Below are 13,737 nucleotides of genomic sequence, written 5' to 3' on the forward strand. Positions count from 1 at the left end.
ATTGATATGTACACGCGGTTCGCCGGCAAAGGCGTTCCCGTGCAACCGATTATTGGAGTGGAAACTTACGGCGTACTGACGCGGCGGAGCAAACTACAGGAACTTGGTGTGGCTGAGAATTTCTCTTAACGTCAGTCAAAGATTAACCAAATGCACGTTTTTAATCTTCATCGTGCTGTTATCGCGCGTAATTAAATTCGTGGCGACGCGTGGCCTTAGGGTAAGTCCCGCCCCCGTTTCAGCTCGTGCAAACTGACACGCACCAGCGTTCCGGCAAGACGTGGCGCGTCCTGATAAACGTTGTCGTCGATGGTCAGGTCGCCGCCGTGCATGGTCGCGATCTCGCGGACGATCGCGAGGCCCAGCCCGCTGCCGTCGCCTTCGCGGCCGAGAATCCGGTAAAAGCGCTCGACGACCCGCGAGCGTTCGGCGACTGGAATGCCGAGTCCGGTGTCTTCCACTTCCAGATGCACGAGCCGCGCGGCCGCGTCGTGTCGCACGCGCACGGTGATGCGCCCGCCGGCCGGTGTGTAGCGGATGGCGTTGTCGATCAGGTTCGACAGCATTTCGCGCAGCATGACCGGGTTGCCGTCCACTTCGACCTGCTCGCCCGACTCGTCCGCTTCGTAGCCGAGGTCCATCTGTTTGGCGAGCGCGGCCTGAACCCAGTCGCGCACGGCGTTGCGTGCCACTTCCGTCACGCGGACCGGCGAGAAGACCTGCCCCGACATACGGTTTTCGGCGCGGGCGAGCGCGAGCAGTTGGGTGACGAGCCGCGCCGCGTGCTCGGAACTGGTCGCGATCTGTTCGAGGGAGCGGTGCACTTCGGCGGAAGCGTCCTGGCGCAGCGCGAGTTCCGCCTGCGTACGCAAGCCGGCAAGCGGCGTTTTCATCTGATGCGCGGCGTCGGCGATAAAACGCTTTTGCAGTTCCATGTTCTGTTCGAGGCGCGTCAGCAGATCGTTGAACGACGTGACCAGCGGCTCGATTTCCGGCGGTGCGCGGCGTGCTTCCAGCGGCGAAAGGTCGTCCGGACGCCGCGCGCGAATGTGCGCCTGCAGCGCATGCAGGGGCGCGAGACCGCGCGACAGACCGAACCACACCAGCAGGATGGCCAGCGGCAGGATCACGAACTGCGGCAGGATCACGCCCTTGATGATGTCGTTGGCGAGCTGGCTGCGTTTGTCGAGCGTCTCGGCAACCTGCACCAGCACGGGTTGTGCGCCGGGCGTATGCGGAAATTCGACGGTCGTGTAAGCGACCCGGATATCGTTGCCGCGCAGCACGTCGTCGCGGAACTCGACCTGACCGGGCTGCGGCCGGTCGTCCTCGTGCGGCAAGGGCATGTCGCGTTCGCCGCCCACCAGTTCGCCGCGCGTGCCGAGCACCTGATAGAACACGCTGTCCACGTTGTCGGTGCGTAAAAAGTCGCGGGTGGAATCGGGCAGCGACAGCTCGGCCACACCGTTCACCGGATGAATCTGGCGCGCGAGCACATAGGCATCGGTTTCGAGCGCGCGGTCGAACGGACCGTTGGCAATCGACTTCGCGACCAGATACGTGATGGCCAGGCTCATGGGCCACAGCAGCAGCAGCGGCGCCAGCATCCAGTCGAGAATCTCGCCGAACAGCGAGCGCGGGCGCGCTTCTATGGCGGTTTCGGTTTCGTCCGGCGGGGCGAACGGGTTGGCGTAGCGCTCGTCGCGCACCTCGTCGAGATCCGCAGCGTGCGCCGGAGCGCGGTCTGCGCGTGCGGACATGGCTGCCTTCTTACTTGTAGTGATGGCTTGCCGGCATCGCGCCGGTCGGCGGCTCGGGCGAGGCAGGCGGCGGTGCGGCTGCTTCGGCGCTCGTGGCCGCCGCTGCGGCTTTCTCCAGGCAGTAGCCCAGTCCGCGCACAGTGATGATGCGCACGCCGCTCGGCTCGATTTTCTTGCGCAGCCGGTGCACGTAGACCTCGATGGCGTTGTTGCTCACTTCCTCGCCCCAGCCGCAAAGATGGTCGACGAGTTGTTCCTTCGACACCAGCCGGCCGATCCGTTGCAGCAGCACTTCCAGCAAGCCGAGTTCACGCGCCGACAGATCGATCACCTGTTCGTTGACGTAGGCGATTCGCCCCACCTGATCGAACGACAGCGAGCCATGCCGCACTACGGTCGGGCCGCCGCCGGCGCCGCGCCGGGTCAGCGCCCGCACGCGAGCTTCGAGTTCGTTCAGCGCGAAGGGCTTGGCCATGTAGTCGTCGGCGCCGAGGTCGAGTCCCTTGACGCGTTCGTCGACGCTGTCGGCGGCGGTGAGGATCAGCACCGGCACGGCCGAATTGCGCGCGCGCAGACGGCGCAGCACCTCGAGCCCGGACATGCGCGGCAGGCCGAGATCGAGAATCAGCAGGTCGAAAGTTTGCATCGACAGCGCGGTATCCGCCTCGACGCCGTTCTTCACGTGGTCGACGGCATAGGCCGATTGGCGGAGTGATCGAACCAGACCGTCCGCGAGTATGCTGTCGTCTTCGGCAATCAGAATTCGCATGGTGCGCAGCCTGGCCTTGCCGGCACCGCGGGTTGCCCCCGGCGCACAGCGGTCTCCGAAATCAATTGTGGGTAGTTGGGCGGCGCGACAGTAAAAATGCGCGTTCGCATGAGAATCGCGCTTGCCAAAACTACTGTTTTTTTATACAGTGTCTGGGTTTCGTGTGCTGTCCTTTCAGAACGGGCCGCACATCTGCCTCAGACGCCGTTCATCATAGCAAAGGACGATTCATGGAAGAAAGCAAGAAAGGCTCGGCTGGACTGACTGCTGAAAAGAGCAAGGCACTCGCTGCCGCCCTCGCGCAGATCGAAAAGCAGTTCGGCAAAGGGTCGGTCATGCGGCTCGGCGCGGGTGAGGTAGTCGAAGACATCCAGGTCGTGTCGACCGGTTCGCTCGGTCTCGACATCGCGCTCGGCGTCGGCGGTTTGCCGCGTGGTCGTGTGGTCGAAATTTATGGCCCGGAATCGTCCGGTAAAACCACGCTGACGCTGCAAGTCATTGCCGAAATGCAGAAAATCGGCGGCACGGCAGCGTTTATCGACGCAGAACACGCGCTGGATATCCAGTACGCGGGCAAGCTCGGCGTGAACGTCAACGAACTGCTGGTTTCGCAGCCGGACACGGGCGAACAGGCGCTGGAAATCGCCGACGCGCTGGTGCGTTCGGGCTCGATCGACATGATCGTGATCGACTCGGTCGCGGCACTGGTGCCGAAGGCTGAAATCGAAGGCGAAATGGGCGACTCGCTGCCGGGTCTGCAAGCGCGTCTGATGTCGCAAGCGCTGCGCAAGCTCACCGGCACGATCAAGCGCACGAACTGCCTCGTCATCTTCATTAACCAGATTCGCATGAAGATCGGCGTGATGTTCGGCAACCCGGAAACTACCACGGGCGGTAACGCGCTGAAGTTCTACGCGTCGGTGCGTCTGGACATTCGCCGTATCGGTTCGATCAAGAAGAACGACGAAGTCATCGGCAACGAAACGCGCGTGAAGGTCGTCAAGAACAAGGTGTCGCCACCGTTCCGCGAAGCGATTTTCGACATTCTGTACGGCGAAGGTATCTCGCGTCAGGGCGAAATCATCGATCTGGGCGTGCAAGCCAAGATCGTCGACAAGGCGGGCGCATGGTACAGCTACAACGGCGAGCGGATTGGTCAAGGTAAAGACAACGCGCGCGAATTCCTGCGTGAGAATGCCGACATCGCGCGTGAAATCGAGAACCGTATCCGCGAATCGCTGGGCGTCAATGCCATGGCGGAAGCGGTGACCGGCGCCGGCGCAGGCGCTGAAGTCGCGGACGAAGAAGAGTAACCGTCACGTGATACGCAAGGGCCGGTCGCTGTCCAACACTAGCCGTACTGGACGCTATGCGGACGGCCCGCGTAACTCGGCACAGCACGACGATTCGGCGGATTCAGCTGATCCGTTCGAATCGTTCGATGCGCATGACCGGGCCGCAGGTCGAAACCTGTCGCCCGCGTTTTCCAAAGCGTCCTCTGCAGCCGATTCCGGCACGAACGCCGATTCGAACGCCGACTCGGATTTCGACCCGTCCGAAACAACTTACAGCCGTTCCCGTCGCACGCCCGGCGAAGCCAGGTCCGGCCAGGACGAGCAGAAAAAATCTCAACGCCCAGCCCGTTCGCTAAAAGGACGCGCGCTCGGCTATCTCTCCCGGCGTGAATACAGCCGCTCCGAACTGGCGCGCAAGCTAAAGCCGTTCGTCGAAGAAAACGATTCACTAGATACCTTGCTCGAGACATTGCAGGCCGAAAACTGGCTGTCCGATTCGCGTTTCACGGAAAGTCTGCTTCATCGGCGTTCGTCGCGGCTCGGCGCTAGCCGTATCGTCGGCGAATTGAAACAGCACGCCGTCGACCCGAGTCTCGTCGAAGAAGCCAGCGCGCAATTGCGCGAGACCGAGCTTGCACGTGCGCACGCCGTGTGGAACAGGAAATTCGGCAAGCTGCCGGAAACGCCCGCCGACCGCGCCAAGCAGGCGAGGTTTCTGGCATCGCGTGGCTTTTCGGGCGCCACCATCGGCAAAATTCTCAAAGGTCTGGACGAGGATTGGGCCGGCGAATAGCCGCGTGACCACGCGGCAGGAACTGCTCGCATTTGCGCGGCCAATGGCATGGTCATGTGCCGCCGTAAGCCACCGTTCACGAGCTAAGCGTGTCCCCAGCGCACGCACTGCGGCAGGACTTCATCCGCCAACTTCGAGATAAGGCCCGTCCCGCAAAGCGGCGCGGCTGGCGGCACTGCGCATTCCGACCTGTCTCAAATACCCAGTATGCTAAAATTCATGGGTTTTCCAATCCGGCCTTTCCTTTCCGCATGCCGCTCTCCTCGCCAGTGTCCCGTCAGTTGCGCCATCGTCGCGCAATCAGAGCGGAAGCCTATGAGAGAGCCGATGGCCTGTGGGATGTGGAAGCGTGCTTGACCGACGAAAAACCGCGCGATGTGGTCCTTGCGTCGGGCGTCCGGCCCAATGGTCAGCCGATCCATGAACTCTGGCTTCGCATCACCATCGATCGCAAGCTCAACGTCGTCGACGCCGAAGCGTCGTCCGACTGGGTGCCCTATCCAGGGTTATGCCAGGCCAGCAATCCCGCCTACCGTGCCCTCATCGGGCTCAATCTGTTCCACAACTTCCGTCGCGATGCTGCCCGTTTGCTGGCCGGCACGGCCGGTTGCACGCATCTCACCGAGTTGTGCGCGATCCTGCCGACCGCTGCCATTCAGGCGTTCGCCGGCGACGTATGGAACACCAATGACGGCACGCCGGGCGCGAGCGGAGGTTCAGGAGACGAATCGTCTAACAGCACAGGCGAGCATTCCAACGACAAACCGCCATTCCAGCTGGGACGCTGCCACGCGCTGCGTTTCGACGGCGAGGCGGTGCAGCAGTTTTATCCGCGCTGGTATGGCCGCGCTCCGTATACAGCGGATCGCGCGGCATCGTCAGGCGACGGGGTGTCAAGCCAGAGAAGCGAAGGCGGCGACGCGTCCGGCATGAACGGCGGCGGAAACGAAGTTCAATCCAACTCTCAGACTGAAGGGAATCACGCATGAAGATTCACGAGTACCAGGGTAAGGAAATCCTGCGGAAATTCGGCGTCGCGGTACCGCGCGGCAAGCCGGTCTTCTCGGTGGATGATGCGGTCAAGGCCGCGGAAGAGCTCGGCGGCCCGGTATGGGTCGTGAAGGCTCAGATCCACGCGGGTGGCCGTGGCAAGGGCGGCGGCGTGAAGGTCGCCAAGTCGCTGGATCAGGTTCGCGAGTATTCGGAACAGATCCTCGGCATGCAGCTCGTCACGCACCAGACCGGTCCGGAAGGCCAGAAGGTGAATCGTCTGCTGATCGAAGAAGGCGCTGACATCAAGAAGGAACTGTATGTCGGCCTCGTGATCGATCGCGTTTCGCAGAAGATCGTCGTGATGGCATCGAGCGAAGGCGGCATGGACGTCGAAGAAGTCGCGGAAAAGACGCCCGAGCTGATCCACAAGATCGCTGTCGACCCGGCAACCGGTCTGAAAGACGCAGAAGCCGACGAGCTGGCCACGAAGATCGGCGTGCCCGCCGCTTCGCTGCCGCAAGCACGCGCGATCCTGCAAGGCCTGTACAAGGCATTCTGGGAAACGGACGCATCGCTGGCCGAAATCAACCCGCTGATCCTGACGGGCGACGGCAAGGTCATCGCACTCGACGCCAAGTTCAACTTCGATTCGAACGCACTGTTCCGTCACCCGGAAATCGTCGCGTATCGCGATCTGGACGAAGAAGATCCGGCTGAAGTCGAAGCGTCGAAGTTCGACCTCGCGTACATCTCGCTCGACGGCAACATCGGCTGCCTCGTGAACGGCGCAGGCCTCGCAATGGCAACGATGGACACCATCAAGCTGTTCGGCGGCGAACCGGCGAACTTCCTGGACGTGGGCGGTGGCGCCACGACCGAGAAGGTCACGGAAGCGTTCAAGATCATGCTGAAGAACCCGAACCTGACCGCGATCCTGGTCAACATTTTCGGCGGCATCATGCGCTGCGACGTGATCGCGGAAGGCGTGATCGCGGCGTCGAAGGCCGTGTCGCTGAAGGTGCCGCTCGTGGTCCGCATGAAGGGCACGAACGAAGACCTGGGCAAGAAGATGCTCGCTGAATCCGGTCTGCCGATCATTGCGGCGGACAGCATGGAAGAAGCGGCCCAGAAGGTCGTCGCGGCCGCTCAAGGCAAGTAAGAGCGCTCAGCCAGGATAACCAGGATTACGAATGGCGGCGCGCGAGCGACGCGGGCGGAGAACATCCGCACCGCGCGTCGCGAGGGCGCGGCGCCAAACGAACAGAGGTCAATACATGTCGATTCTGATTAACAAAGACACCAAGGTCATCACGCAGGGCATCACCGGCAAGACCGGTCAGTTCCACACGCGTGCTTGCCGTGAATATGCAAACGGTCGTGAAGCGTACGTTGCGGGCGTGAACCCGAAGCGCGCGGGCGAAGACTTCGAAGGCATTCCTATCTACGCTAGCGTCGCTGAAGCCAAGGCTGAAACGGGCGCGACCGTGTCGGTGATTTACGTTCCGCCGGCAGGCGCTGCTGCGGCAATCTGGGAAGCGGTCGAAGCCGACCTGGATCTCGCCATCTGCATCACGGAAGGCATTCCCGTGCGCGACATGATCGAGCTCAAGGCTCGTATGCGCGCAGAGAACCGCAAGACGCTGCTGCTCGGCCCGAACTGCCCCGGCACGATCACGCCGGACGAGCTGAAGATCGGCATCATGCCGGGTCACATCCACCGCAAGGGCCGCATCGGCGTCGTGTCGCGTTCGGGCACGCTGACGTACGAAGCAGTCGGTCAATTGACGGCAATCGGCCTCGGCCAATCGTCGGCAGTCGGTATCGGCGGCGACCCGATCAACGGTCTGAAGCACATCGACGTGATGAAGATGTTCAACGACGATCCGGAAACGGACGCCGTCATCATGATCGGCGAGATCGGTGGTCCGGACGAAGCGAATGCTGCTGAGTGGATCAAGGACAACATGAAGAAGCCGGTGGTTGGCTTCATCGCTGGCGTCACGGCGCCTCCGGGCAAGCGCATGGGCCACGCCGGCGCGCTGATCTCGGGCGGTGCGGATACGGCCGAAGCGAAGCTGGAAATCATGGAAGCGTGCGGTATCAAGGTCACGAAGAACCCGTCGGAAATGGCGCGTCTTCTGAAGGCGATGCTGTAAATCGAAATTCGCGCGCGGTCGTGGCGCGTTTTTGATACGCTTACGGATCCCTTTCGTAAGCGGGCAGTTCAAAAAGCGGGGGAGTTCAGACTCCTCCGCTTTTTTTATGGCTGTGCGCCGGAATTCTTCTTATTCTTCAGCCATGTTCGACTTTCTCGCCACGCTCCACTGGGGCGCAGTCATCCAGATCATCGTGATCGACATCCTGCTGGGCGGCGACAACGCAGTCGTGATTGCGCTGGCCTGCCGTAACCTGCCGGCGTCGCAACGCACGAAGGGCGTGCTGTGGGGCACGGCCGGTGCGATCGTGCTGCGCATCGCGCTGATCGCGTTCGCGGTGGCCTTGCTGGACGTGCCGCTGCTCAAATTCGCGGGCGGCCTGTTGTTGCTGTGGATCGGTGTGCGTCTGATGGCGCCCGCGCACGACGCGCATGAGCACGTCAAACCGGCCGACAAACTGATCTCCGCGATCCGCACCATCATCGTCGCCGATGCCGTGATGAGTCTCGACAACGTCGTCGCGATCGCGGGCGCTGCGGAAGCCGCCGACCCCGATCATCGTCTCGCGCTCGTCATCTTCGGCCTGGTGGTGAGCATTCCGCTGATCGTGTGGGGCAGCCAACTCGTGCTCAAACTGCTCGATCGCTTTCCGGTCATCATTACGCTGGGCGCAGCGCTGCTCGGCTGGATCGCGGGCGGCCTGATCATCAACGACCCCGCCGGCGACCGCTGGCCAATTCTCGATTCTCCCGTGGCCGAGTACGGCATGAGCCTGGCCGGCGCGTTGTTCGTCGTGCTGCTCGGTTACGCGCTGAGGCGTCGTAAGGCGCATCGCGCCGCCGTCTGACACCGCAACGCAGGCGGACGCAAAACGCGCCGAAGCCGCGACGTTAGCCATTCGGCCGACTGCCCGCCACGCGCACCGCTGGCTACGATGAACGCGCCTGTCCCTCACCGTGGGGCAGGCGTTTTCGTTTCAGGAGCCTGTCGATGAACCTTACCCTGCCTTATTCCCCGTACTCACATTCCACGCCGTCGAGACACATTGCGTTCGGACGCGCGCGTTGGCCTCGACGGCTTGCGTCCTTCTGCCGAAAATTCGGGCGCGGTTTCACCCTGATCGAATTGATGATCGTGCTCGCAATTGTCGGTGTGATTGCGGCCTACGCGATTCCCGCGTACCAGGATTATCTGGCGCGCAGTCGCGTGGGAGAGGGGCTGTCGCTGGCCTCGTCCGCGCGGCTTGCGGTGGCGGAAAACGCCGCGAGCGGCAACGCATTTAGCGGCGGCTATGCATCGCCGCCCGCAACGCGCAACGTCGATTCGATTCACGTCGACGACGACACCGGCCAGATCATCGTTGCCTTTTCCACGCGCGTAGCGCCGGCGGGTTCGAACACGCTGACTTTGGTGCCCTCGGTGCCCGACAACGTCGACGCACCCACCGCACGGATCGCCTTGAGCAAGGGCGCGGCGCTGCCCGGTGCGGTGACGTGGGAATGCTTCGCGGGCGGCAAGGCATCGTCGTCCCTGCCGGCGCCGGGCGCGGGACCCGCACCGGCAGACGCACCCACCTTACCGTCCAATCTCGCGCCGCCGGAATGCCGCGCCTGAGGGTAGAGCTTGCGTGAGCATGAGCGGCGCCAAGCGCGCGTAAAACGCTGATTTTTGGGATATTTCGGCCCAGCCGGCGCACAGCAGAAGGATTTTTTTGTATAGTGCGCCGGTTGCTGACGCCCACCGGTTACTCGATGCCCACCCCATTCGCGCGCTACCTTTCACTCATTCTGCTGGTTCTCGCGTTGGTGCTGCCTTATGCAGTCGTCAACCACACGTATCCGATTCCGACTTTCTACGCTGAATTCACAGCGCTCGCGCTTCATCTGCTGACGGGTGCGGGTGTCGTGTTCCTGTTTGTCAGCGCAAAGCCGCGGATGACGTTCGCGTCGCCGCTGGTAGCGCTGGTGCCCTTGCTGTTCGGTCTCGTTCTGATCGCGCAGTCGGTATTGCTGCCGGTCACGCAGCCGTCGATGAACTGGCTCGGCGGTGGCTATCTGCTGGCCGCCTTCATGGCGACGCACGCCGGTTATGGATTCACGCGCGCCAAGCTCAACGAGACCGCGCTGCGCTGGGCCGCGGGTGCGTTGATCGTGGGCGGACTGTTTGCCGTGTTCTGCCAGGTCATCCAGTTGTTTCACCTCGAAACGCGTGTGTCGCCGCTGGTGGTGGCGTACAACGTGACCGTCGAGCGCCGGCCGTTCGGCAATATGGCGCAGGCCAATCACCTGGCGACCTACATTGCGTTCGCGATGGCCGGTGCCATGTTCCTCGTGCAGACGCGCAAGATCGCCGTGGCCGTCTGGCTGCTCGTGTCGACCATCTTCGCGATCGGCCTCGCGTTGACCGTGTCACGCGGACCGTGGTTGCAGATGGGCGTGATCGTCGTCGCGGGCTTCTGGATGGCGTTCGCACAGACGCGCAGCCAGCCGCTTCTGCGTCGAAGCAATCGCGAATGGCTGATTCCGATCGCCGTGGCGATTCTGTTCGTCGTGGTCAATGCGCTGATCCGCTGGGCCAACGTGCGCTATCACCTCGAACTCGGTCAGTCGGCCGCCGAGCGTTTCAAGGACGCCGGTCAGATTGCGCCGCGCCTCGCGCTGTGGAAGTACGGTTGGACGATGTTCAGGACGCATCCGCTGCTCGGCGTGGGTTGGGGCGAATTCCCGAGCTACCAGTACGCGTATGCGAAGACGCTCGGTGGCGTGGAAATCGCCAACAACTCGCACGACATCTTCATCGACCTGCTGGCCAAGACCGGGTTGATCGGTCTCGCCATCGTGCTGCTCGGATTGATCGCGTGGCTGGTGCGCGTGGTGCGTGCGCCGCAGAGCGCGGCACGTGTGTTCGGGATTGCGCTGATCGGCGTGCTGGTGATGCACGCATTGGTGGAATATCCGCAGCAGTACATGTTCTTCCTGCTGCCGGCCATGTTCATATTCGGTCTGCTCGAAACGCGGCCGTTGCGTCTCGTGCCGGCGCGTCTGTCGTTCGGCGTGTTTGCGGTGGTGGTGTTCGGCGGTATCGCTGCGCTGTATCCGGTGTATCGCGATTATGCGCGCGCCGAAGTGCTGTACTACGGCTCGCGTCCCGCCGAGCAGTATCGCGCCGATCCTTCGTTCCTCTTCCAGGCGTGGGGCGAGTACGGTCTTGCGACGCTGCTGCCGATGAGTTCGACCGATCTTCAGCACAAGCTCGACATGCACAAGCAGGCGATGGCCCTGTTGCCGGGTGAAACCGTGCTGCGCCGCTATGCCGTCTTGCAGGCTTTGGGCGGCGACACGGCGGGTGCATTCGATACCGTCGAGCGCCTGAAAATCTTCGCGCTGGAGTTGAACGACTGGCCCTCGCAGCTGAGCTATCTGTACGAGTTGTGCGACGAGCAGAAGACGCTTGCCGGCTTCAAGGCCGAACTGGTGAAGCGTTACGGCGCGGTGCCCGGCGATGTCAATCAGGACGACGACAGCGACGAAGATTGACGCGCTTCGTGTGCCGTCTGCCTGAACATGAGGTGGTGGGCTATTAGCTCGCCACCCAATCCCCCGACTTCCCGCCGTGCTTCTCCAGCACGCGCACATCGGTGATGGTCATGCCGCGATCCACCGCCTTGCACATGTCGTACACCGTCAGCAGACCCACCTGCACGGCGGTCAGCGCTTCCATCTCGACACCGGTCCGGCCGAACGTTTCCACCTGAACCGTGCAGTGCACGCCGGGCAGCGTTTCGTCGAGTTCGAAGTCCACCTTGACGCGCGTCAGCGCCAGCGGATGGCAAAGCGGGATCAGATCGGCGGTGCGCTTCGCGCCCTGGATCGCGGCGATGCGCGCGATGCCGATCACGTCGCCCTTTTTTGCGTTGCCGTCGCGAATCAGCGCGAAGGTGTCCGGCAGCATGCGGATCGAACCGCGCGCGATAGCCACGCGCTGGGTTTCCTGCTTGCCGCCGACGTCGACCATATGCGCCTGGCCGGCCGCGTCGAAATGAGTGAGTTCGGGCATGGTTGGGCTCCTTCAGGGGGCGCTTATCATAGCAGCGTGGCAGGGCGGGCCGGGATGATTACAATTGCCCCATGCCCGCTATCTTAGTCCGAGCGGCGGGTGTCGCTTTTCGACTTTGCACTACTTCGCACTATCGATCTCGCCGACTTCGCGATGCGTTCAAAACGGATCCTCGCTGCGTTGCTCTCCGTCGCGCTGATGGCGCCGCCCGGCGCGTTCGCGCAATCGCGGGCCGGCTCCTCGGCCAACTCAGCGACCAGCCCCGGCACCAGCCTCGCGCTCAATCTCCCACAGTCCGACTTGCCGCTGCAAAGTGGTCCCACCGAGCCTTACGCCGATCCGCTCGTCCCGCCTGACATCGCGCAAGGTGTGTTCGGCGTGTACGGCGGCGCGCAGAGCCGCTTTTCCGGTCAGTCGGGCGCGAATACGGGTTGGCGGGCGCCGATCGTCACGCAGCAGTTGCCCGATCTCGGCAACGGCGGCTCCAGTTCGCTGACGCCGCAAGCCGAGCGCAAACTCGGCGAGCGCGTCATGCGCGAGTTGCGCCGCGATCCCGACTATCTCGACGACTGGCTGGTACGCGACTACCTCAACTCGATTGCCGCCAAACTCTCGGCGGCGGCGAGCGCCCAGTACATCGGCGGATATCGTCCCGATTTCGACCTGTTTGCCGTGCGCGATGCGCAGATCAACGCGTTCTCGTTGCCGGGCGGTTTCATCGGCGTGAATACGGGTTTGATCGTCACGACGCAGACCGAATCCGAACTGGCGTCGGTGCTGGCGCACGAGATGGGACACGTCTTGCAGCGACACATCTCGCGCATGATCACGACGGGCGAGCACAGTGGTTACGCCGCGATCGCCGCGTTGCTGTTCGGCGTGCTGGCGGGTGTGCTCGCGCATAGCGGCGACCTCGGCAGCGCGATTGCGATCGGCGGTCAGGCGTACGCCGTGGATAACCAGCTACGCTTTTCCCGTTCGGCGGAACACGAAGCGGACCGCGTCGGCTTTCTGCTGCTCGCCGGCGCCGGCTACGACCCGTATGCCATGGCGACGTTCTTCGGCCGTCTCGACCGCGCGGCGATGAGCGATGCCGGCATCCCGGCCTATGCGCGCACGCACCCGCTGACCGGCGAGCGTATCGCCGATATGGAAGATCGCGCGCGTCGTTCGCCTTACCGGCAGCCGCGACAGTCGTCGGAATATGGCTTTGTGCGGGCGAGGGCGCGCCTGTTGCAGGATCGCTCGCGCAGCGAATACGCGGACGAGATTTCCCGGCTGCGCTCGGAAATCGAAGATCGCACGGCGGTGAACGTGGCGGCCAACTGGTACGGCATCGCGTTCGGGCAGATGCTGCTCGAACGTTACGACGACGCGGCGGCCACGCTGGCGTCCGCGCGTAACGCGTTCGCCTCCGCCGAGCGCAGCGAAGGCGACGCCACCACCAGTTCGCCGAGCCTCGACGTGCTGGCCGCCGACATCGCGCGCCGCGCCGGACGCGACGACGAAGCGGCGCGTCTCGCCGATCTGGCGCAACGCCGCTGGCCGCAGTCAAACGCGGCCATCGACATGCACATTCGAACCCTGCTGACGCTGCGCCGGTTCAGCGAAGCACAGAAGCTGGCCAGGAAAGAGACGCAAACGCATCCCGATCAGCCCGACTGGTGGCTCTATCTCGCGCAGGCCAGCGCGGGCAGCGGCGACGCCCTGACGCAACATCGCGCGCTGGCGGAGAAGTTCGCGCTCGAAGGCGCGTGGCCTTCCGCGATCCGGCAACTGAAGGAAGCCCGCGACCTCAAGACGATCGGCTATTACGATCTGGCGACGGTCGACGCCAGGCTGCACGAGATGGAAAACCGCTACCAGGAAGAGCGGCAGGAAGAGAAAAGCTAGCGCCGGATCGGCGCCGACGGAA

12 protein-coding genes are annotated in these 13,737 nt (G+C 63.2%); 9 read left to right on the plus strand and 3 right to left on the minus strand.

Going from position 1 to position 13,737, the window contains the following annotated elements:
• Positions 1 to 215 precede the first annotated feature (215 nt).
• Both P3T18_RS27755 and P3T18_RS27760 read right to left on the minus strand, forming a co-directional pair.
• On the minus strand, positions 216 to 1,760 hold the full coding sequence (locus tag P3T18_RS27755) for a sensor histidine kinase N-terminal domain-containing protein (protein ID WP_429303161.1): 1,545 nt from the start codon (positions 1,758 to 1,760) through the stop codon (positions 216 to 218).
• 10 nt (positions 1,761 to 1,770) lie between these two features.
• Positions 1,771 to 2,529 (minus strand): response regulator, encoded by a 759-nt coding sequence (locus P3T18_RS27760; RefSeq protein WP_429303162.1) that lies wholly within the window; start codon positions 2,527 to 2,529, stop codon positions 1,771 to 1,773.
• Positions 2,530 to 2,759: 230 nt separating this feature from the next.
• On the opposite strand from P3T18_RS27760, the gene recA reads away from it, so the two are divergent.
• From recA to P3T18_RS27800, 8 genes are all read left to right on the plus strand, one after another.
• Positions 2,760 to 3,842 (plus strand): recombinase RecA, encoded by a 1,083-nt coding sequence (recA, locus tag P3T18_RS27765; RefSeq protein ID WP_429303163.1) that lies wholly within the window; start codon positions 2,760 to 2,762, stop codon positions 3,840 to 3,842.
• 7 nt (positions 3,843 to 3,849) lie between these two features.
• Positions 3,850 to 4,617 (plus strand): recombination regulator RecX, encoded by a 768-nt coding sequence (gene recX / locus P3T18_RS27770; RefSeq protein WP_429303164.1) that lies wholly within the window; start codon positions 3,850 to 3,852, stop codon positions 4,615 to 4,617.
• 251 nt (positions 4,618 to 4,868) lie between these two features.
• Positions 4,869 to 5,606: a DUF2889 domain-containing protein gene (locus tag P3T18_RS27775; RefSeq protein ID WP_429303415.1), complete on the plus strand. Its 738-nt coding sequence runs from the start codon at positions 4,869 to 4,871 to the stop codon at positions 5,604 to 5,606.
• Complete coding sequence (gene sucC / locus P3T18_RS27780; protein WP_429303165.1) at positions 5,603 to 6,769, plus strand: ADP-forming succinate--CoA ligase subunit beta; 1,167 nt, start codon at positions 5,603 to 5,605, stop codon at positions 6,767 to 6,769. Before P3T18_RS27775 ends, sucC begins: the two co-directional genes overlap by 4 nt.
• Before the next feature lie 115 nt (positions 6,770 to 6,884).
• On the plus strand, positions 6,885 to 7,766 hold the full coding sequence (gene sucD, locus P3T18_RS27785) for a succinate--CoA ligase subunit alpha (RefSeq protein WP_179734193.1): 882 nt from the start codon (positions 6,885 to 6,887) through the stop codon (positions 7,764 to 7,766).
• A 142-nt stretch (positions 7,767 to 7,908) separates the two neighbouring features.
• Positions 7,909 to 8,613: a TerC family protein gene (locus P3T18_RS27790; protein WP_429303166.1), complete on the plus strand. Its 705-nt coding sequence runs from the start codon at positions 7,909 to 7,911 to the stop codon at positions 8,611 to 8,613.
• 143 nt (positions 8,614 to 8,756) lie between these two features.
• Positions 8,757 to 9,380 (plus strand): pilin, encoded by a 624-nt coding sequence (locus tag P3T18_RS27795; RefSeq protein WP_429303167.1) that lies wholly within the window; start codon positions 8,757 to 8,759, stop codon positions 9,378 to 9,380.
• Between the two features lie 137 nt (positions 9,381 to 9,517).
• On the plus strand, positions 9,518 to 11,302 hold the full coding sequence (locus tag P3T18_RS27800) for a PglL family O-oligosaccharyltransferase (RefSeq protein WP_429303168.1): 1,785 nt from the start codon (positions 9,518 to 9,520) through the stop codon (positions 11,300 to 11,302).
• Positions 11,303 to 11,345: 43 nt separating this feature from the next.
• Here the strand turns inward: P3T18_RS27800 and moaC are convergent, their stop codons facing one another.
• On the minus strand, positions 11,346 to 11,822 hold the full coding sequence (gene moaC, locus P3T18_RS27805) for a cyclic pyranopterin monophosphate synthase MoaC (RefSeq protein ID WP_429303169.1): 477 nt from the start codon (positions 11,820 to 11,822) through the stop codon (positions 11,346 to 11,348).
• A gap of 153 nt (positions 11,823 to 11,975) precedes the next feature.
• Here moaC and P3T18_RS27810 point away from each other — a divergent pair, with 153 nt between their 5' ends.
• Positions 11,976 to 13,715, plus strand: a complete 1,740-nt coding sequence (locus P3T18_RS27810) for a M48 family metalloprotease (protein WP_429303170.1) — start codon at positions 11,976 to 11,978, stop codon at positions 13,713 to 13,715.
• Positions 13,716 to 13,737: the final 22 nt, after the last annotated feature.

Source organism: Paraburkholderia sp. GAS199, assembly GCF_050436585.1.
Lineage (GTDB): Bacteria > Pseudomonadota > Gammaproteobacteria > Burkholderiales > Burkholderiaceae > Paraburkholderia.